This window comes from Brevundimonas sp. (genome assembly GCF_046295775.1).
In the GTDB taxonomy this organism is placed as follows: domain Bacteria; phylum Pseudomonadota; class Alphaproteobacteria; order Caulobacterales; family Caulobacteraceae; genus Brevundimonas.
On record NZ_JBKBML010000022.1, the window covers coordinates 22,348 to 40,802 of the forward strand.

Consider the following 18,455-nt stretch of genomic DNA (forward strand, 5'->3'; position numbering starts at 1 on the left):
TGTCGTTGGCGCTGGGTTTAGCGCCCGGAACCGTGGGACGCCAGCGTCACAGAAGTCGCCGCAGCGCCTCGCGCGCCAGGTCGGGCTGGATCATCGGAAAGAAGTGGGTCGCGCCCGCCGGCCGCTCGACCGAAACCTGCGGCAGGCCCGCAGGCCGCTCGGGCACGCGGCAGGTCGAGTTGATCTCGGCCGCCAGGATGCGGACCGGCCCACCGTATCGGCGCAGGGCGCGCCAGGGGTCGTGCGACTGGGCGGCGTAGTTGGACGCCTCCCATTGTGGCGCGCAGGCCAGGGCCAGGCTGTCGTCGGTCGGGATCAGGCCGTCCTCGACATAGTCGGCCAGCATCTGATCGGGCCACCCCTTGAAGGCGCCTCGCCCGGCATAGGCGGCGCGCGCCTGCTCGGTGCTGTCGAAGCGGGCGCGTCGTTTCAGGGCGTTCAGATACAGGGGTATGCGACGCGGCAGCTGACGCAGCCCCGGCAGGCCAAAGGCCAGAACCGCGCCGCGCGACCAGATGACCGGGTCGAACAGCGTCATGGCGCACACACGTTCGCGCCGTTGGGCGGCGGCCAGAACGGCCGAGGTGCCGCCCATCGAATGGCCCGCCATCACCAGCGACGTCGACCCAGCCTGATCGATCAAGGCCGCCAGGTCCGCGCCGTGATCGTCCCAGCTCCAGCGGCCTTCGGGATCAGCCGCCAGCGTCGTGCGGCCATGCCCGCGCAGATCAGGCGCCCAGATGCGGCGGCCCTCGGTCAGCGGCGCCAGCAGGGTCGAATAGGTGCGGGCGTTGAAGCCGTTGGCGTGGACGAAGATCAGATCGATGGGACGTGTCGGATCGCCCCACTCCAGCACCGCCATCTCGCCGGGCCCGCGATCGTCCAGGGCGAATGAAAGGCGGCGCGGCGCGTCCAGGCCCCAGGCCGCCATGGTCAGGCTGCGAGCCGACAGGCGTCGCAGCGGCCGTGCGCCTCGACGGTGGTGCGCTCGACCGTGAAGCCGGCGGCGCGGGCGGCGGTGTCCAGGGCGACATCGGCCGGCGTGGCCACCTCGCGCGTCACGCCGCAGCAGTCGCAGATCAGAAAAGCCGCCGCATGGGCCTGATCGCCGCCGGCGCAGGCGACATAGGCGCTGATCGAGGCGATCCGGTGCGCCAAGCCTTGCTTCTCCAGAAAATCGAGCGCGCGATAAACGGTTGGGGGTTTAGCGGCCGTGCCGTCGACGCCATAGCGGGCGATGAGGTCATAGGCCTTGACCGGTTCGCCTTCGGCCAGCAGCAGCTCCAGCACGCGGCGACGCGGCGGCGTCATGCGTTCGCCCAGCGCCGTGCAGCGCGCCTCGGCCGCGCTCAGCGCCTGGTCCAGGTCGCGGCCGCCCAGGCCGCCGTGGTCGTGATCGTGATCGCAGGCCGAGCCCATGACCCACAGCTAAGGCGTTGCGAGGCGATCCGCAACGCCGCCTCATTTGCCGCCGCTCTCGCCTTGGGCTAGAAGGCCCGCCTTCCTTTCCTCCAGAGCGTTTCATGACCGACACCACCGCCTCCGCCCAGGCCACGGGCGACCTGACCGGCAACGTCCTGTTCTACACCAAGCCCGAGCCCCTCTCGGTCGATGCGCACGGCAAGCTGGGCGTCGATCCCGTCGAGCGCCCCTACGGCTTCGTGGCCCAGTCCAACGTCGTGCCGCTGACGGTGACCGAGTTCGCGCCCGCCGCTCTCAGCTATCCGGTGGTCTTCATCGGCCCGCAGAAGCAGCCGGTCGCGGTGATGGGCCTGCGCCAGGACGAGAATCTGTATGTCGAGGCCTCGGGCGAGTTCCGCGGCGACGCCTACATCCCCGCCTATGTCCGCCGCTATCCCTTCGTCTTCGCCAATGACGACCAACAGCAGCGTCTGATCCTGTGCGTCGATCGCGGCGCTTCGTTCATCAAGGAAGGCGGCCAGACCCCTCTGTTCGTCGACGGCCAGCCCAGCGACTACACCAAGCAGGCGATGGAGTTCTGCAACAACTTCGAGCAGGAGCGCCTGCGCACCGAAAGCTTCATCAAGCTGCTGACGGACCTGGACCTGTTCCACACGCGCGAAGCCAGCTTCACCCCGCGCAACGCCGATGGAACCGCCGGCGAGCCGCAGAAGCTGGCCGAGTATTTCGCCATCGACGAAGACAAGCTGCGCGCCCTGGCGCCCGAGAAGCTGGCCGAACTGCGCGACAACGGCGCCTTGGGCCAGATCTACGCCCACCTGGTCTCGCTGGCCGGCTGGGACCGCCTAATCGCTCTGGCCTTCCAGCGCGCCAACGCCATGCCGACGGCCGCTAACGCCTGATCGCGGCGATTTGCTGAAACAGAAAGGCCCGGCGGATCGCTCCGCCGGGCCTTTTGCTTGACCGGTTGCCTTCGGGATCCGGTCGAAACCGGATCCCGAAAGACGCCTTAGTTGGTCGGGAAGCCACGCACGGCCAGAAGGGCGCGCACGTCCGGATCGCGGCCCCGGAAGCGGCGATAGGCTTCGGCGCGGTCCGAGGAGTTGCCTTCCGCCAGGATGATCTCCTTGTATCGACGGCCGATGTCCGGATTGAACACGTCGCCCGACTCCTCGAAATAAGCCCAGGTGTCGGCGTCCATGACCTCGGACCACAGGTAGGAGTAATAGCCCGCCGAATAGGCATCGGAGGTGAAGAGGTGATTGAACTGCGGCAGGCGGTGCCGCATCACAATCTCTTTGGGCATGCCGTATTTCGCCAGGCTCTCGCGCTCGAAGGCGGCGATGTCGGTCGGCGGCGTGGCGCGGGTATGCAGGTCCATGTCCACCAGGGCGGAGGACAGATAGCTGACCGTGGCGTAGCCCTGGTTGAAGGTCGAGGCCGCCTCGATGCGGTCGACCAGTTCCTGCGGCATCGGCTGGCCGGTCTCCACGTGCTTCATGAAGCCGTCCAGGATCGGCCGGCTCAGCACCCAGTGTTCGTGCACCTGCGACGGATATTCGACGTAGTCGCGCGGCGTTCCCGCGAGCGACGGATAGGTCACGCGAGACGACAGTGAGTGCAGGGCGTGGCCGAATTCGTGGAACAGCGTCTCGGCGTCGTCCAGCGAGATCAGCAGCGGCTGGCCCGCTTCGGCCTTGATGAAGTTGTTGTTGTTCGACGAGAGGACGTTCTTGACGCCGTCATAGGTCGAATAGCTGCGGTAGGTCGTGGCCCAGGCCCCCGACCGCTTGCCCGCGCGCGCGAAGTCGTCGGAGTAGAACAGACCCACATGTGCGCCGTCGGCGTCCTTGACCTCGAACACCTCCACGTCCGGGTGGAACACCGGCACGCTTCCTGCCGGGACCGGGGTGAAGGTGAAGCCGTACAGGCGTCCGGCCATGTAGAAGGCGCCGCGCTTGACCGCGTTCAGCTCGAAATAGGGCTTCAGATCGTTCTGATCGAGGTCGTACTTCTGCTTCCGCACCTTCTCGGCGTAGTAGAGGTAGTCCCACGGCTCGATGTCGTGGCCGGCGATGGCGCGCATGTCGGCCACCTCTTCGGTCACGCGAGCCTTGGCCGGCTCCCACACCCGCATCATCAGCTCCATGGCCGCGTCAGGCGTGCGGGCCATGGTGTCCTGCATGCGCAGATCGGCGTGGTGGCGATAGCCCAGAAGCTTGGCGCGCTGGTCGCGCAGGGCGACGATGCGGGCGATCTCGGCCTTGGTGTCGTTGGCGTCGCCGTTGTCGCCGCGCATGATGAACTTGCGCCAGACCTGCTCGCGCAGGCCGCGATCATCGGCGAAGGTCAGGAAGGGATCGACGCTGGAGCGCGTATTGACGATGGCCCAGCCCTGCAGATTGCGGCTGCGCGCGGCGGCTGCGGCGGCGTTCTTGTTCGAGGCGGGCAGACCGGCCACGCCGGCCTCGTTGGCGATGACGGTCCAGGTGTTCTCGTCGGCCACGACCTTCTGGCTGAAGGCCGTGAAGAGATTGGCCAACTCGGTGTTGATCTCGCCCAGCTGAGCTTTTTTCTGGGCGTCCAGGGCGGCGCCGCCGCGCACGAACTGATCGCGCGAGCGCTCGGCCAGACGGCGCTGCTGGGCGGTCAGGCCCGACGGATTGTCGGCCACGGCCTTGACCCTGGCGAACAGGGCCTCGTTGAAGGTGATCTCGTCGCCGGCTGCCGACAGCAGGGGCGAAACCTCGCGGTCGACCGCCTGATAGTCGGCTGAGCCGATGTTGGAGGTCATCACGCCGAACAGGGCCAGGGCGCGCCCCAGGGGCTCGCCGGCCATCTGCATGGCGACATTGGTGTTGGCGAAGGTCGCCGGCTCGGGATTGGCGGCGATGGCCTGATATTCGGCGCGTCGCAGGGCGATGCCTTCGACGATGGCTTCACGCAGCTTGGCGGCCGAAACCTTGTCCCACGGCGGGACGCCCTCGTAGGGGCCCGTCCAGACCTGCAGCAGTTCGGCGCGCGGGCTTTGGATCGGCAGAACGGCGCGGGCGATACGGGCGTCCTCAGCCAGGGTCGCGGCGTCGGGCGCACCCGCCAGGCCCGAGCTTGCGCCCATCTGGCTCGTGGTGCCGCAGGCGGTCAGGGCCATCAGGCTGCCCCCTGCGATGAGAAGCTGGCGTCTGTGCATGGATCACTCCGTTGGACTGCAGAACTGAACGCTACATAGTCACACAGGGACGGCCCCGTCACCTTTCGGGAGCACCAAGGTAGGATCGGGCCCTCTCGTCATGCTGTCGCATCCGCTCTAAACCCGCCCGCATGGCTATCGGCGTATTCGACTCCGGCGTGGGCGGGCTGACCGTTCACCGCGAACTGACCCGGCGGTTTCCCGGACGGGACTTCGTCTATCTGGCGGACCAGGCCAATGCGCCGTACGGCGGACGCGGCGGCGAGGAGATCGTCGAACTGACCCGCGCCGGCTGCGCAAGGCTGTTCGATGCGGGCGCGTCGGTCGTGGTCCTGGCGTGCAATACGGCCTCGGCCATCGCCCTTCGCCGGCTTCAGCAGACCTGGATCGCCGGCGAGCGGGATCGGCTGGGCCGGCCCTTGAACGTGCTCGGCATCATTGTGCCGACCATCGAGGCGGCGACCGGCCTGCCCTGGAGCTACGAGGCCGAGCGTGGAGGCCGGCTGGAGGGTCAGAAGAAGTCCTCGCTGGAGGTCACGGGCGTCTTCTGCACCGCCGCCACGGCGATGAGCCGGGTCTATGAGATCGAGATCGACAAGCGGCGCGACGACCTGGCGGTATTCTCCGAGCCCTGTCCCGGTCTGGCCGGACTGATCGAGCTGGGCGCCTCTACCGAGGAGCTGAAGGTCGTGGTCGATGAGCATGTCGACGCCCTGCGCCGCCGCATCGGCCGTCATCCCGACAAGGCCGTGCTGGGCTGCACCCATTACGAGATCGTGGCCGATCTGTTCATGTCCGCCCTGCCGCCCGAAACCACGCTGATCCACCAGCCCAGCGCCGTCGCCGACGCGCTTGAGCGGTACTTTACGCGCCATCCGGACTATCCGCTGGGCGACGGCGGACGTCGCGATTTCCTGACCACCGGCGTCCCGGGCCCGCAGAGCGAACGCGTCAGCCGCTTCTGGGGCGAGCCGCTGTCGTTCGATCCGGCCTGACTGCGCCTGAGGCGTGATCAGCTATTGGCCCGCGTCCCGAAGGCACCGGCGCAGCTGAGCGCGCTCGACGCCGGCTTGCCCAGCTTCTCGCCGATCCAGCGCGCTGTCTCGATCAGGGCGTCCAGGTCGTAGCCGGTGTCGAACCCGCCGCGCTCCAGCATATAGACGAGGTCCTCGGTGGCGATGTTCCCGGTCGCGCCCGGCGCGAAGGGACAGCCGCCGATGCCGCCGACCGAGGCGTCTAGTATGGTCACGCCCGCCTCAACACCCGCATGAGCGTTGGCCAGGCCGGTGTTGCGCGTGTCGTGGAAATGAAGACGCAGCGCGGCGTCCGGTGCGGCGCGGCGCGCGGCCTCGACCTTCTTTGTCACGCTCCACGGGTCGCCGGCGCCGATGGTGTCGGCCAGGGCGATCTCCGCCACGCCGAGGGCGGCGATGCGGCCAACCAGGCCGGCGACCTGATCGGCGGACACCTCGCCGTCGAACGGGCATCCCCAGACGCAGGACAGGGTGGCCGACAGGCTGGGCGCGGCCCCCGGCTCGCCCTCGGCGTTGGCGCGGCCGGCGACAATGGCGGCCAGCATCTCGACCTGCTGATCGACCGACAGGCCCTGGTTCTTCAGCCCGAAGCCGTCGGTGGCCGACATCGCCACATTGACCTCGTCGGCCGAGGTGGCGAGCGCGCGGTCATAGCCCCGGCCGTTCAGGACCAGGCCGATGCGGCTGCGCCCGGCCTCATGCGGCAGGGCGGCCAGCACCTCTTCGGCGCCGGCCATCTGAGGCACGTATTTGGGATGGACGAAGCTGGCGGCTTCGATGCGGCGCGCGCCCGCGGCCTCCAGCCGACGCACGAAGTCGGCGCGCACCTCGGGCGACAGCACCGTCTTCTCGTTCTGCAGGCCGTCGCGCGGCCCGACCTCGACGATCTGGATGAAGGGGCGGCTCACCTGCCGCCTCCGGGCGGGGCGTAGATCGTCAGGTCCACATCGTCGCCGGTCGAATAGTTGCGCCCCCGCACCTCGCCAACGGCCCGGCCGACGACGCCCAGACCGGCCGAGGCCTGGCGGAAGGCTTCGGCGTCGCGCGCCTCGACGATCGCGGGCCGGCCCTCGGCCAGGGCGCGCGCGGCGCCGGCGGCGTCGGTCAGCTGGGTGTCGCGGCCGGTCAGGAAGACAAAGCTGGGCTCATGGAAGGTGGTGATGGCGACCGGACCCGGATAACGGCCCTGGCGCGGGTGCAGATCGGCGCGCTCCAGCGCCTTCTCCAGCTGGGGCGAGACGGCGAGCGGACGCAGCTGTCGGATCGTGCCGGACAGGGCGGCGTGCGACACGATGCCGAAGGCCAGGGCCAGCAGCATGCCGGTGATGGCTGCCCGATTGATCAACAGGAAGCCCCCGATCGCTGCGGCGGCGACCGCCGAAACGATGGTGACGGTCGCCCAGGTCTGGGCCGTGGAGGTGCCGAACTCGGTCAGGCCGTAGACGGTGATCAGGCAGATCACGACGGCGGCGAAGGCCATCAGCCCGGCTCCGCTCCAGCGCGAGATGCGGCCGATGGGCTGGGTCAGGGCGGCGGCGGCCAGCAGCGCCAGGGCGCCGAAGGTCGGCAGGGTGTAGTGGGCCAGCTTGGTCGGGGCGAGCTCGAAGATCAGCCAGGCCGGGACCAGCCAGCAGACCAGAAACCGCACCGCCGGCTCCGCGCGCCGCGACCAGGCCGTCGAGATCGCCGCCGGCAGCAACAGGGTCGCCGGGAAGAACAGCACAGGCGCCAGCAACAGATAGGTGCCGGGCCAGGCCCCGTGGCTTTCGTGCGCGCCCGCGATCTTGGGCGCCAGGTCGCCGCCGATGGCCTCGCGCCAGAAGCCGCCGTCCGTGGCGATGGTGATGGCGATGGCCCAGGGCCCGACGATCAGCGCCGTCAGCGGCAGACCCCAGCCCCAGCCCAGCTTGCCCAGCCATCGGATATCTCGATCCCACGCCGACAGCGCCAGAATGGCCGGCGCGATGACGATCAGGCCGATCGGCCCCTTGATCAGAATGGATGCGCCTAGGCCCAGCCAGAACAGCAGCTTGTGCAGACGCTGGGGCCGCTCGCCCGCGCGGGTCGACATATAGATGCGCCCCAGCCCGGCCATGGCCAGGGTGACCGAGCCGCACAGGAAGGCGTCGGTCTTGGCGATGCCGGCCTCCGTCGACAGCAGGAAGGTCGCGCCCAAAATGGCCCCGGCCAGAAAGCCCGCGCGCCGTCCGAACAGGGCTCCGCCGGCCCCGGCGGCGGCCCAAGCGGCCAGCATGGCGCCCAGCAGGCTGGGCAGGCGATAGGGACCGATGTCGCGCGCCTCGACGCTGGACGTCACCGACACCGCCGCGGCCTGCAGCCAGTAGATGCCGACCGGCTTCTTCCAGCGCGGATCGTCCTGGAAACGGATGTCGACGAAGTCGCCCGTCTCGAGCATCTGGGCCGTGGCCTGGGCGTAGCGGCTCTCGTCGCGATCCAGCGGCGGCAGCAGCAGCAGGCCCGGCAGGCCGGCGAACAGGGCGACGATCATGGCCAGGACGGGCCCGCGCCAGCCGGCGATGTGTCGGTCGAGGTTGGGGCGCGTCATGGCGCTGTCGTATCACGAGGCCCGCACCGCCTGAAAGCGGGCTTGACGGCGCCGTGAACACGGGCGACCCACGGCCCATGCCGCCCGCCGCCCGCACCGCCAGGACACCCCGCGCCGCGCCGGGATTTCGCTTTCCGCCGGACCGGGATCGGGTGGAGACGATCTTCCAGCGTCTGAGCGGCGTCATGCCCGAGCCGAAGACCGAACTGGACTTCACCTCGCCCTTCACCCTGGTCGTGGCCGTCGCCCTGTCGGCTCAGGCGACGGACGTCGGCGTGAACAAGGCGACCAGCAAGCTGTTCGCCGTCGCGGACACGCCGGCCAAGATGGCGGCGCTGGGGGTCGAGGGGGTGACGCCCTACATCGCCTCGATCGGCCTGTATCGAAACAAGGCCAAGAACGTCGTCGCCCTGTCGCGCATGATCCTGGATCAGCACGGCGGCGAGGTGCCGCTGAACCGCGCGGACCTCCAGGCCCTGCCCGGCGTCGGGCGAAAGACCGCCAGCGTGGTCCTGAACGAACTGGGCATTGCGCCCGCCATCGCGGTCGACACCCACGTCTATCGCGTCTCGCATCGGCTGGCGCTGGCCAACGCCAACACCCCCGACAAGGTCGAGGCCCAGCTGCACAAGGTAGTCCCGGCGCAATGGCTGCCCAAGGCGCACCACTGGCTGATCCTGCACGGCCGCTATGTCTGCACGGCGCGCAAGCCCAACTGTCCCGGCTGCGTCATTTCGGACCTGTGCCCATCCAGGGCGGGCATCATGGCGGACGCTCAGCCCAGTCGTTCGCGCACCGCGCGGGCGAAGGCCGCGCCGCCGTCTGGCGCATAGGCCAGATAGAAGTCCGGCTCGATCAGTTCGGCCTCCATCAGCACCCAGTGTCCGCCGTCGCGCGTCATGTCGATGCGGGCGTAGAGCAGCGGCTCGTCGATGGCGGCCAGCACCCGCTCGGCCAGGACCAGGGCCTCGGCTGGCGGCTCGATCGGCTCGTACAGGCCGCCGAACTGGACCTGGATGCGGAAGTCCCCGTTCACCGGCCGCTTGCGCACCGCATGGCTGAAGCGCCCGCCGAAGAACAGCAGCGAGGTTTCGCCCTCGGTCTCGATGGCCGGCAGATAGGGCTGGATCATCGCCCGTCCGACCGGGGGATCGCTCAGCGCGTCGCCCGGCGACAGGCGCAGCGTGCGCCAGGCGCCGCCCGACACGGTCGGCTTGACCACCAGCTGGGACGCGCCCGTTTCGGCAAAGGCCGCGGTCACGACAGCGTCGTCGACCGCCTCACTCCAGATCGTCGCCGGTATCGGCACGCCCTTGTCCGCAAGCCGGCCTAGGTAGGCCTTGTCGGAATTCCAGGCCAGGACCGAGGCGGGATTGGCGAACGGCAGGCCAGCCTCGATCCACGTCCGGCAGGCCGCCATCCACCGCTCGTGGTCGCGGTGATAACCCCAGGCCACGACCGGCAGGATCAGGGGAAACGCCGCCAGACCGCCGGCGTCTGCCACATGGTCGGTCCAGGGCGTGGGTCGGGCGGTCACGCCTGCTTTGGCCAGCGCCTGGCTCAGACGCTCCAGAACTCCGGGCCACTGGCCGGCGTAGGACGGGTCGGCGGGGTCGGGCGTGAGAACGGCTATCTGGGTCATTTCCCGCTCCTAAGGAGTGAGGGGCGAAGCTGCAAACTGGCGCACCGTCTCGATCCTCTGTAAGGGGCGCGGCCATGACCCAGACCCCTGCCTCTCCCGCCCGCTTCGACGTCTGCGCCGTCGGCAACGCCATCGTCGACGTGCTGAGCCCGTGCGAGCCCGCCTTCCTGGACGGGCGCGGTCTGACGCCGGGCTCGATGCAGCTGGTGGACGAGGCTCAGAGTGCGGACCTTTACGCCGCCATGGCCGCGGGCGTTGAGGCGTCCGGCGGGTCGGCCGGCAACACCGTCGCCGGCGTCGGCTCGTTCGGCGGGCGCGCCGCCTATGTCGGCAAGGTCGCGCCCGATCAGCTGGGCGAAGTCTTCAGCCACGACATCCGCGCCGTCGGCGTGCATTTCGACACCGCGCCTCTGGAGGGCGGTCAAGGCACCGGCCGTTGCCTGATCAATGTCACGCCGGACGGTCAGCGCACCATGTGCACCTTCCTGGGCGCCGCCAACCAGCTGTCGGTCGAGGACATCGACGCGGCCCTGATCGGCGACAGCGCCATCGTCTATCTGGAAGGCTATCTGTTCGACCCGGCCCCGGCGCGTGCGGCGTTCGAGCAGGCCGCCCGGGCAGCCCACGCAGCCGGCCGCAAGGTGGCCATCACCCTGTCGGACACCTTTGTGGTGGCGCGCTGGCGCGCCGAGCTGCTGGCCTTCATCGAGGCGTCCGCCGACATCGTCCTGGCCAATGAGGCCGAACTGGCGGCACTGTTCGAGACCGAGGATTTCGACGCCGCTTGCGATCGCCTGGCCGCCATGGTCGAGGTCGCCGCCGTCACGCGCGGCGCGTCTGGTTCCGTGATCGTGCGCGGCGATGAGCGCGCCGCCGTCGCCGCCTTCCCGGTCGACAAGGTGATCGACACCACCGGCGCCGGCGATCAGTACGCCGCCGGCTTCCTGCTGGGCCTGGCCCGCGGTCTCGACGTGGCTGACGCAGGCGCGCTCGGCTCGCTGGCCGCCGCCGAAGTCATCGCTCACTGGGGGCCGCGCCCCATGACGCCGCTGGTCGATCTGGCCAAGAGCCAGGGTCTGACGCTGGGCGCCTGATTGCCGACTTCGGACAGCAGGACGCCAGACATGGAAAAAGGCCCCGGATCGCTCCGGGGCCGTCGTCATTTCCGGCTCTCGCCAGCCTAGATGCTCGTCTAGACCCTGGGGCCTCGGCCTCGCAGTCCGCCCGCCACCAGGGCGATGACGAACAGGATGATGGCGATCACGGCGATGAATTTGGCGATCTCGAACGAGAAGTTCGCGATGCCGCCGAAGCCGAGCACGGCCGCGACCAGCGCGATGACAAGGAAAATAATGGCCCAACGTAGCATAAGGCGTCCTCCGAGGTTGATGTTCGGCGGAGCCCTTCCGCCAGATCAACCCAACGCCCCCTACGACAGACCGTTCCCGCAAAGCTTGCTCACCAGCGGCGGCGATACCGCTTTTCGGCCCTTTTCTCGGTGATCATCGACGCCGCGATCGCCGCCAGGGCGGGATTGCGCAGCAGCAGGAAGACCACGCCCAGACCGCCCGCCGCGCCCAGCAGAGGCCGGTGGCGAACGATGTGGATGATCTTTCCGGCCAAGCCTTCGGGCTCATCCTCGTCTTCGTGGTCGTCCTTGTCCTTGCCCTTGCCCAAGAACACCAGGGCCGTGACGATGCAGATCAGGGCGAAGACGCCCGTCGTCACGGCGGCGGCGCCCAAGGGCGTCATCACCAGAGACAGAGCGTAGAACACGGTGAAGCCAAGGGCGACCGTGGCCACCAGGGCGCTGGCCGCCACCACGGCGATGGCGGTCAGCTTTTTGAACAGCCCATCCAACATCAGCGGCGACGACCGCCGAGCAGCAGGCCGATGACGACCCCGACGCCCAGCGCGATCGCGGTCGACTGGACCGGGCGCTCCTGAACGCGTTCGGTGACGTAGCGCTGGGCTTCATCGAAGCGCTCGGCGGCGTCGTCGTAATATTCGCGGCTGCGGACGCGGGCCTGCTCGTAATAGCCGCGGGCGCGCTCGCGGGCCTCGTCGGCCTTGGCGCGGACGGCGCCTTCGGTCTCAGACGCCTTGGCCTTGAGGTTTTCCTTTTCCTCGCGGACGACGGTCTTCAGATCCTCCTTGAGGGTCTTCAGGTCGTTCTTGACGTCTTCTCGAGCCTTGGTCGTGGCCATGGTGCGCTCCGATGCGTGAAAGCTTGGCGTTATGTATAGGGAACCCCGCCTTGCAACGCCACTCGCTCGCCAGGGTTCCCCGCAATGCAGCAATGCCGCGCTGGGAAAGCCCAGCGCGGCGCATTAGGAATACGCGCATGACCCAATGGCTGTTCCCGCCCGCCCCCACGCCGTCGCTGCCCATCGCCGGCCGCCCCGAACGCTTTCCCGTCCGCCGGATCTTGTGCGTCGGTCAGAACTACGCCGCCCACGCGCGCGAGATGGGCGCGGACGGCCGCCCGGCGCCTTTCTTCTTCGCCAAGCCGGCCGACGCCCTTGTGACCGACGGTGCGAACCCCGCCTTTCCCGGCGAGACCGAGAACCTGCACCACGAGGTCGAACTGGTCTGCGCCATCGGCGAGAGCGGCGTCATCGTCGGCTGGGCCGTCGGCTGCGACCTGACCCGGCGCGACATCCAGGCCGAGGCCAAGTCCAAGGGTCGGCCGTGGGATGCCGCCAAGGGCTTCGATCAGTCGGCGCCCTGCGGCCCGCTCACCTTGGGCGACCTGCCCGACCCGGCCGCCGCCATCGCCCTGACTGTCAATGGCGAGACGCGCCAGTCCGGACGGCTGGACGACATGATCTGGAGCCCGCAGGAGGTTCTGGTCCAGGCGCGGCGCTTCTGGGACGTGCAGGCCGGGGACCTGATCTTCACCGGCACGCCCGAGGGCGTCGGCCCGCTGCAACCCGGTGACCGGGTCGAGGCCCTGGTGGCCGGCCTGTCGCCCCTCAGCTTCCGGATGGGCGCGCGATGATCCTGCACGGCTACTGGCGTTCGGGCACCAGCTACCGAACCCGCATCGCCCTGAACCTGAAGGGGCTGACCTATGAGACGCGCGGGGTCGATCTGCGTCAGGGCGCACAGAAGGCCGCCGACTTCCTGGCGATGAACCCGCAAGGGCTGGTGCCGGCGCTTCAGGTCGGCGATGCGGTCCTGACGCAGAGCCCGGCCATCCTGGAATGGCTCGAGGAGGCGCATCCCCAACCGCCGCTGCTGCCGTCCGGCGCGCTGGACCGGGCCCAGGTGCGGGCCATGGCCGCCTTGGTGGAATGCGACATCCATCCGCTGAACAATCTGCGGGTGCTCAAGGCGCTGCGCGAAGGTTTCGACGCCGACCAGGCCGCTACGGACGCCTGGGCCGGCCGCTGGGTTGGAGCGGGCTTCGACGCCCTGGAGAGCCTGGTTCAGCGCCAGGGCGACGGCTGGTGCTGGGGCGATCAACCGACGCTGGCCGACTGCTGCCTGATCCCGCAGATCTATTCCGCCCGTCGGTTCAACGTGGACATGACGGCCTGGCCCGCCCTGTCCGCCATCGAGAGCCGAGCCCAGGCGCATCCCGCCTTCCAGGCCGCCCACCCGGATCGCCAGCCGGACGCCGACTGAACTGCCCACAAATGGTCACGGTTTTCCACCGGACGCTCAATCTCCCTTAAGCATTCGGGGCGCACCGTCAGTGTGTGAGATTCGACGCCTTGCCCTCTCCGGCGGACCGGCTGGCCATCGCTGCGGTGACCGAGCCCGAACGCGCGCCTGACGCCTTCATGACGGCGCCCGTCGGCGCGCGTGAAGACGCCATGCGCCATCTGCTGCAGACCGCGGCCGATGCGGGCGTCGGCGTGGTTGCGACCCGCCCCGAGGGCGATGTCGAACGTCTGCTGGGTCAGGCCTGGCCCTTCCCATCGCCGTTCCGCGTCACCGTGCGGACCGTGGCCCTGGCTGACGGCCTGGACCGGATCGAAGCCCGCGCGCGCCGCTCGCTGGAGCGCATGGGCCTGCCGCGCGGCGAAGCGTTGCTGGTGTCAAACGCCGCCGATCTGGCCGGCGCCGAGGGCCGCGCTCTCTGGGACCGGCTGAGAAGCCTCAAGGACCGGGGCCTGTTTCGCAAGATCGGCTTCTGCGCGACCCTGGACGACGGCCCCGCCCTGCTGGCGCGTCGGCTGCAGCCCGACCTGGTCCAGATCCCGTGCAACCTGCTGGATCAGCGCGCTTCGACCGAAGGCGTGCTGGCCGAGCTGAAGGCCGCTGGGGCCGAAATCCACATCGCCCATGTCTTCGCCCAGGGCGTCCTGTTCGCCGCCGGCGAGAGCCTGCCGCCCGAACTGGCCGGACACGCCCTGGCGTTATCGCGCGTCCGGCGTCGCCTGGCGGAATCGCGTTTGGACCCGATGCAGGCGGCCCTCGCCTTCGCCCTGAACCTGCCCGAGGCCTCGGCCGTGGTGGCCAGCGTCGCCTCGGCGGCCGAGCTGCGCGCCGTGCTCGCGGCGGCCCACGCGCCTGCGCCGGCCATCGACTGGTCGGCGCTCGCCCTGGAAACACCGGCGGCCCGCTCGCTGGGGCAGGCCGCCGACATCCGCTATCGGATCAATAGCGCAGCCTGATCCCGGCATATCCCGACCGGCCCGGCTCGCCGTAACCCAGCACCTGCTGATAGTGCTTGTCCGTCAGGTTCTCGACCCGCGCGGTCAGATCGACGTTGGGCGTCAGGGCGTAGGCGCCGTTCAGATGGGCGACGACGAAGCGATCGCGCACCCCGCCGGCGTCATCCTGATCGCCCTCGGCGCGCACCGTCAGGGCGCCCGACAGACGCTCCCCGGTCCAGCCCAGGATGGCCGATCCCGAATGCTCGGGCACGCGCAGCAGGCGCGCGCCCGTGGTCCGATCCTCGGCGTCGGTCCAGGCATAGGCCAGCGTCAGGTCGAAGCCGCCGCCCAGCAGCGCCCTGCCCTCCAACTCCACCCCATCGGTCCGCGTCTTGGCGATGTTGATGTAGCGCCCGGCGACATAGGTGATCTGGTCCTGCACGTTCAGGCGATAGAGCGTCGCCCGCGCCTGCAGCCGCCCGTCCGAGGTGCGATAGCCGAGCGCCGCCTCGACGCTGTCCGCCGTCTCCGGGGTCAGGTCCGGCCACGGCAACGGCGCGAAGCAGAAGTCGCACACCGACTGGCTGATCGACGGCGCCTTGAAGCCCGTCCCATAGGCGCCCGACAGGGTGAAACCGTAGTCCAGATCATAGGCGCCCGAGACGCGTCCCGTGGTCTTTGAGCCGAAGTCGTCGGTGTCATCCCAGCGCAGGGCTCCGGTCAGGTCCAAACGCTCCGTGGCGGCGAACCGCCCGACCGCGAACAGCGAGGTGACGCCCAGATCATCGGACAGGCCGCTGGACAGGGCGCCCGACGTCTCCTCGCGCTCGGCGCCGAAGGCGTAAGCGACCGCGCCCGTCTCGCCGTCGGCCTGCCAGCGATAGACCTGGCGGTCGGCGCTGAAGGTCGAGCCGAAGCCGCCGCTGTAGCTGGTGCGTTCGATGTCCGAGGCCGCAATGCTGAACTGATGGTTCAGACCTCCGGCGGCCAGGCGCAGGCGCGCCAGGCCCGACCACTGCTCGCTGTCCTGCGTGTCGTCGGTGTCAGCCAGGGCGTAGGTCGGCGCCGGGAAGCCGTCGAGATCGGCGTGGCTGTCGGACCACCGCAAAGAGCCGTCGATCTGGGCGTTCGGCGCCACGGCGTAGCGGCCCTTTACCCCGACGGTGGTGTTCCTGAACCCGTCGCGCTCGGGATTGCCGTCGCGCTCGTCGGCGGCCGAAATGCCGTCCGTCTCGAAACGCGAGACATAGGCGCCGATGGCGTACCGGTCGTTGGCCACGCCGCCGGCCAGGCGGCCACGCAGCGTGTCGAAGCTGCCGGTCTCAGCCTCGGCGCGCAGGCCGTCCAGCTCGCGGGTGGTGAAGGCGATCACCCCGCCGATGGCGTCCGAGCCCCACAGCGAGGACTGCGGCCCGCTGAGCACCTCGATCCGTTCGATGTCGCCCAGCTCAAAGCCGGAAAAGTCGAAGGCGCCGTTGATCTCGGCCGGGTCGTTGACGGGCGCGCCGTCGACGAGGACCAGGGTCTTGCCGGGCGCCGCGCCCCGCATGCGGACCTGAGCGACGCCGCCTAAGGCGCCCGAGCGCGTCACCGACAGGCCCGGCACATCGGCCAGGATGTCGGCGGCGAACACCGCGCCGCGCTGTTCGATGGCGCGGTCGTCGATGACGCGCGCGCCGGGGGTGTCCAGGGCGATCGCCGGCAGGCGGGTGGCGGTGACGACCACCTCCTCCAGCGTCGTCGGATCGACCTCCTGGGCGAATGCGGGGAAGGCGGCGGCGCCCAGTGCTAAAGTGGGAAGGGCCGCCGTGGAAAGCAGGATCGAGCGTCTCATGGCTCGTGACTCCGTGATCGGCCCGGCGACGGCGCGCGCGAACGGGCTGGCGAATGCGACCGATCCGCCGGACCAGAGGTCCGGACGGCGCAGAGATCGGGTCGCTTCGACGGAATTCAGTCCCCGCGCCTCTGCCTGGTCCCGGACAGCGACGAGCGACATCGGCGGCCAGGTCTCCTGGCTTGCGGGTCAAAAAACGCCGGCCTCGCCTTCCCAGAGCCCGAGGGATCCAGTGGCGCCGGGATCGCTCCCGGATCGGACGACGGTCTCACCGCCTACAGTTGCGGGCACAGCCGCGGTGTCTGACCGCGTTCCCTTAACCGCCTGCCGGGCTTGTCGCAGGCCCAAAGCGTGGCCGCAAGTCGCGTCACACGGCGCTTGAGGCGGCGGCTCTGATCCGTCACCTTCCGGCCACGCATGAACGCCCCCCTTTCGCCGCCAAAGCCCGATCCGAAGCCCGAGCCCGGCGTGACCCCGGTCATGGCGCAATTCCTGGCGGCCAAGGCCGACCACGCCGACGCCTTGCTGTTCTTCCGAATGGGCGACTTCTACGAACTGTTCTTCGAGGACGCGGAGAAGGCGGCCGCCGCCCTGGGTCTGGCCCTGACCAAGCGCGGTAAGCATCTGGGCGAGGACATTCCCATGGCCGGCGTGCCCGCGCACGCGGCCGAGGGCTATATGGCGCGGCTGATCCGCCAGGGCTTCCGCGTCGCCCTGTGCGACCAGGTTGAAGATCCCGCCGAGGCCCGTAAGCGCGGCTCCAAGGCGGTGGTCAAGCGTGAGGTGGTGCGGGTCGTCACCCCGGGCACCCTAACCGAAGACAGTCTGCTGGACGCGCGCGGCGCCAATCGCCTGGCGGCCGTGTCCGTGCGCAAGGGCCGCGCCGCCGTCGCCGTGGTCGAACTGTCGGCCGGCGTAGTGGACTGCGTGGCCTGCGATCCCGAAGACCTGTGTGCGACGCTCGCCGCCTTCCGCCCGTCCGAAGTGCTGGTGCCGGACCGCCTGTTCTCGGACGCCGCGCTGAAGGCGGCCCTGGACGGCTCGGGCGGGGTGGTCCAGGCCATGCCTCAGGCGCTGGGCGAGCCGGTCGCCAGCCGAGCGCGGGTCGAACGCCTATATGGCGTCGCGGCGCTGGACGGTTTCGGCGCCTTCGAAGAGGCCGAGGTTTCGGCGCTGGGCCTTGTCGCCGCCTATCTGGAAACGACCCAGGCCGGCCGCACGCCCGCCCTGGCCCCGCCGCGCCGCTCGGTCGAGGCGGGCTTCCTGGCCATCGACCCCGCCACCCGCCAGAGCCTGGAGATCGACCGCACTCAGCGCGGCGAGCGCGAGGGCAGCCTGCTGGCCTGCCTGGACCGCACCGTCACGGCCGGCGGCGCCCGGTCGCTGGGCGAGCGCATTGCGCGGCCACTGAGAGACCCCGCCGCGATCAACGCCCGGCTGGACGCCGTGGAATGGTTCGTCGAGCGGCGCGACCTGCGGCGCGATCTGCGCGAGGCTCTACGCGGCTCGTCCGATGTGGCGCGGGCGGTGTCGCGCCTGGCGCTGGGCCGGGGCGGTCCGCGCGACCTGGCCGCCGTGCGCGCCGGTCTGAAGACCGCCGAGGGGCTAGTCGGGCGGCTGATGGCGCGGCCCGATCCGCTGTCGGGGCCGCCGGCGCGCATCGCCGACTGCCTGGCGCGTCTTTCGCCCACGACCGAGACGTCCCGGCTGCTGGCCGCGCTGAACGACGGCCTGGTCGAGGAGCCGCCGCATTTGGCGCGCGACGGCGGCTTCGTTCAGCCCGACCACCGTCCCGAACTGGACGAGACCCGGCGCCTGCGCGACGACAGCCGCCGCGTCGTGGCTGACCTGGAGGCCCGCGCCGCCGCCGAGGCGGGCGTGCCCTTCAAGGTCCGGCACAACGCCGTGCTGGGCTATTTCCTGGAGACCACCGCCAAGCATGCCGACGGCCTGCTGCGCGCCGGTCCGGACAGCCCCTTCATCCACCGTCAGACCCTGGCCAACCAGGTCCGCTTCACCACGGTCGAACTGTCCGAACTGGACGCCAAGATCAGCCAGGCCGGCGTGCGCGCCCTGGCGATCGAGACCGAAACCTTCGAGGGCTGGCGCGCCGAGGTCCAGGCCCTGGCCGCGCCGCTCCAGGCCTTGGCCGACGCCCTG

At 69.9% G+C, this 18,455-nt stretch carries 18 protein-coding genes and 1 riboswitch; of the genes, 8 read left to right on the forward strand and 10 right to left on the reverse strand.

What is annotated here, in order from left to right; genetic code table 11:
• Positions 1-46 precede the first annotated feature (46 nt).
• Together ACK4I0_RS11710 and ACK4I0_RS11715 are read right to left on the reverse strand one after the other, a co-directional pair.
• Positions 47-931, reverse strand: a complete 885-nt coding sequence (locus ACK4I0_RS11710; protein WP_409611154.1) for an alpha/beta hydrolase — start codon at positions 929-931, stop codon at positions 47-49.
• A 2-nt stretch (positions 932-933) separates the two neighbouring features.
• A complete protein-coding gene (locus tag ACK4I0_RS11715; RefSeq protein WP_409611156.1) occupies positions 934-1,419 on the reverse strand; it encodes a Fur family transcriptional regulator in 486 nt (161 codons plus the stop codon).
• Positions 1,420-1,523: 104 nt separating this feature from the next.
• Here ACK4I0_RS11715 and ACK4I0_RS11720 point away from each other — a divergent pair, with 104 nt between their 5' ends.
• Positions 1,524-2,324: a SapC family protein gene (locus tag ACK4I0_RS11720; protein WP_409611158.1), complete on the forward strand. Its 801-nt coding sequence runs from the start codon at positions 1,524-1,526 to the stop codon at positions 2,322-2,324.
• 107 nt (positions 2,325-2,431) lie between these two features.
• On the opposite strand, the gene ACK4I0_RS11725 is transcribed toward ACK4I0_RS11720, so the two are convergent.
• Positions 2,432-4,612, reverse strand: coding sequence for a M3 family metallopeptidase (locus tag ACK4I0_RS11725; RefSeq protein WP_409611160.1), 2,181 nt, complete (start codon positions 4,610-4,612; stop codon positions 2,432-2,434).
• A gap of 131 nt (positions 4,613-4,743) precedes the next feature.
• Between ACK4I0_RS11725 and ACK4I0_RS11730 the strand changes: the two genes are divergently transcribed.
• A complete protein-coding gene (locus ACK4I0_RS11730; RefSeq protein WP_409611162.1) occupies positions 4,744-5,607 on the forward strand; it encodes a glutamate racemase in 864 nt (287 codons plus the stop codon).
• A gap of 17 nt (positions 5,608-5,624) precedes the next feature.
• Here the strand turns inward: ACK4I0_RS11730 and ACK4I0_RS11735 are convergent, their stop codons facing one another.
• Positions 5,625-6,554: a hydroxymethylglutaryl-CoA lyase gene (locus tag ACK4I0_RS11735; protein ID WP_409611164.1), complete on the reverse strand. Its 930-nt coding sequence runs from the start codon at positions 6,552-6,554 to the stop codon at positions 5,625-5,627.
• Positions 6,551-8,212: an ArnT family glycosyltransferase gene (locus ACK4I0_RS11740; RefSeq protein WP_409611166.1), complete on the reverse strand. Its 1,662-nt coding sequence runs from the start codon at positions 8,210-8,212 to the stop codon at positions 6,551-6,553. Before ACK4I0_RS11740 ends, ACK4I0_RS11735 begins: the two co-directional genes overlap by 4 nt.
• A 77-nt stretch (positions 8,213-8,289) precedes the next feature.
• Between ACK4I0_RS11740 and nth the strand changes: the two genes are divergently transcribed.
• The gene (gene nth / locus ACK4I0_RS11745; RefSeq protein WP_409611190.1) at positions 8,290-9,045 is read left to right on the forward strand and encodes an endonuclease III; all 756 of its coding nucleotides are present in this window, start codon (positions 8,290-8,292) and stop codon (positions 9,043-9,045) included.
• Here nth and ACK4I0_RS11750 read toward each other — a convergent pair.
• Complete coding sequence (locus ACK4I0_RS11750) at positions 8,988-9,854, reverse strand: RimK family alpha-L-glutamate ligase (RefSeq protein WP_409611168.1); 867 nt, start codon at positions 9,852-9,854, stop codon at positions 8,988-8,990. The genes nth and ACK4I0_RS11750 overlap by 58 nt on opposite strands.
• Positions 9,855-9,928: 74 nt before the next feature.
• Here ACK4I0_RS11750 and ACK4I0_RS11755 point away from each other — a divergent pair, with 74 nt between their 5' ends.
• Positions 9,929-10,948 (forward strand): adenosine kinase, encoded by a 1,020-nt coding sequence (locus tag ACK4I0_RS11755; RefSeq protein ID WP_409611170.1) that lies wholly within the window; start codon positions 9,929-9,931, stop codon positions 10,946-10,948.
• A 98-nt stretch (positions 10,949-11,046) separates the two neighbouring features.
• Here ACK4I0_RS11755 and ACK4I0_RS11760 read toward each other — a convergent pair whose 3' ends face one another.
• The 3 genes from ACK4I0_RS11760 to ACK4I0_RS11770 all read right to left on the reverse strand — a co-directional run bounded on the left by ACK4I0_RS11760 (position 11,047) and on the right by ACK4I0_RS11770 (position 12,061).
• Positions 11,047-11,223 carry a DUF1328 domain-containing protein gene (locus ACK4I0_RS11760; protein ID WP_135062590.1) on the reverse strand — a complete coding sequence of 59 codons (177 nt, stop codon included), beginning with the start codon at positions 11,221-11,223 and terminating at the stop codon, positions 11,047-11,049.
• Positions 11,224-11,312: 89 nt separating this feature from the next.
• Positions 11,313-11,717, reverse strand: coding sequence for a hypothetical protein (locus ACK4I0_RS11765; protein ID WP_409611172.1), 405 nt, complete (start codon positions 11,715-11,717; stop codon positions 11,313-11,315).
• A complete protein-coding gene (locus ACK4I0_RS11770) occupies positions 11,717-12,061 on the reverse strand; it encodes a YqjD family protein (RefSeq protein ID WP_409611174.1) in 345 nt (114 codons plus the stop codon). Before ACK4I0_RS11770 ends, ACK4I0_RS11765 begins: the two co-directional genes overlap by 1 nt.
• A gap of 137 nt (positions 12,062-12,198) precedes the next feature.
• Between ACK4I0_RS11770 and ACK4I0_RS11775 the strand changes: the two genes are divergently transcribed.
• The 3 genes from ACK4I0_RS11775 (at position 12,199) to ACK4I0_RS11785 (ending at position 14,479) form a co-directional block, all read left to right on the forward strand.
• Positions 12,199-12,855 (forward strand): fumarylacetoacetate hydrolase family protein, encoded by a 657-nt coding sequence (locus ACK4I0_RS11775; RefSeq protein ID WP_409611176.1) that lies wholly within the window; start codon positions 12,199-12,201, stop codon positions 12,853-12,855.
• Positions 12,852-13,484: a maleylacetoacetate isomerase gene (gene maiA / locus ACK4I0_RS11780; protein WP_409611178.1), complete on the forward strand. Its 633-nt coding sequence runs from the start codon at positions 12,852-12,854 to the stop codon at positions 13,482-13,484. The genes ACK4I0_RS11775 and maiA overlap by 4 nt, the downstream gene beginning before the upstream one ends.
• An 89-nt stretch (positions 13,485-13,573) precedes the next feature.
• Positions 13,574-14,479 (forward strand): aldo/keto reductase, encoded by a 906-nt coding sequence (locus tag ACK4I0_RS11785; protein WP_409611180.1) that lies wholly within the window; start codon positions 13,574-13,576, stop codon positions 14,477-14,479.
• On the opposite strand, the gene ACK4I0_RS11790 is transcribed toward ACK4I0_RS11785, so the two are convergent.
• Complete coding sequence (locus ACK4I0_RS11790) at positions 14,463-16,295, reverse strand: TonB-dependent receptor plug domain-containing protein (protein ID WP_409611182.1); 1,833 nt, start codon at positions 16,293-16,295, stop codon at positions 14,463-14,465. The genes ACK4I0_RS11785 and ACK4I0_RS11790 overlap by 17 nt on opposite strands.
• Positions 16,296-16,465: 170 nt before the next feature.
• A riboswitch (cobalamin riboswitch) is annotated at positions 16,466-16,613 on the reverse strand.
• A gap of 99 nt (positions 16,614-16,712) precedes the next feature.
• Between ACK4I0_RS11790 and mutS the strand changes: the two genes are divergently transcribed.
• On the forward strand, positions 16,713-18,455 hold a 1,743-nt coding region (gene mutS, locus ACK4I0_RS11795; RefSeq protein WP_409611184.1), incomplete at its 3' end, for a DNA mismatch repair protein MutS.

Coding starts and splice junctions, on each gene's coding strand:
- nth (WP_409611190.1), top strand. CDS start 8,290: ATGCCGCCCGCCGCCCGCACCGCCAGGACACCCCGCGCCGCGCCGGGA.
- ACK4I0_RS11755 (WP_409611170.1), top strand. CDS start 9,929: ATGACCCAGACCCCTGCCTCTCCCGCCCGCTTCGACGTCTGCGCCGTC.
- ACK4I0_RS11730 (WP_409611162.1), top strand. CDS start 4,744: ATGGCTATCGGCGTATTCGACTCCGGCGTGGGCGGGCTGACCGTTCAC.
- ACK4I0_RS11790 (WP_409611182.1), bottom strand. CDS start 16,295: ATGAGACGCTCGATCCTGCTTTCCACGGCGGCCCTTCCCACTTTAGCA.
- ACK4I0_RS11750 (WP_409611168.1), bottom strand. CDS start 9,854: ATGACCCAGATAGCCGTTCTCACGCCCGACCCCGCCGACCCGTCCTAC.
- ACK4I0_RS11775 (WP_409611176.1), top strand. CDS start 12,199: ATGACCCAATGGCTGTTCCCGCCCGCCCCCACGCCGTCGCTGCCCATC.
- ACK4I0_RS11760 (WP_135062590.1), bottom strand. CDS start 11,223: ATGCTACGTTGGGCCATTATTTTCCTTGTCATCGCGCTGGTCGCGGCC.
- maiA (WP_409611178.1), top strand. CDS start 12,852: ATGATCCTGCACGGCTACTGGCGTTCGGGCACCAGCTACCGAACCCGC.
- ACK4I0_RS11765 (WP_409611172.1), bottom strand. CDS start 11,717: ATGTTGGATGGGCTGTTCAAAAAGCTGACCGCCATCGCCGTGGTGGCG.
- ACK4I0_RS11770 (WP_409611174.1), bottom strand. CDS start 12,061: ATGGCCACGACCAAGGCTCGAGAAGACGTCAAGAACGACCTGAAGACC.
- ACK4I0_RS11725 (WP_409611160.1), bottom strand. CDS start 4,612: ATGCACAGACGCCAGCTTCTCATCGCAGGGGGCAGCCTGATGGCCCTG.
- ACK4I0_RS11720 (WP_409611158.1), top strand. CDS start 1,524: ATGACCGACACCACCGCCTCCGCCCAGGCCACGGGCGACCTGACCGGC.
- ACK4I0_RS11715 (WP_409611156.1), bottom strand. CDS start 1,419: ATGGGCTCGGCCTGCGATCACGATCACGACCACGGCGGCCTGGGCGGC.
- ACK4I0_RS11710 (WP_409611154.1), bottom strand. CDS start 931: ATGGCGGCCTGGGGCCTGGACGCGCCGCGCCGCCTTTCATTCGCCCTG.
- ACK4I0_RS11740 (WP_409611166.1), bottom strand. CDS start 8,212: ATGACGCGCCCCAACCTCGACCGACACATCGCCGGCTGGCGCGGGCCC.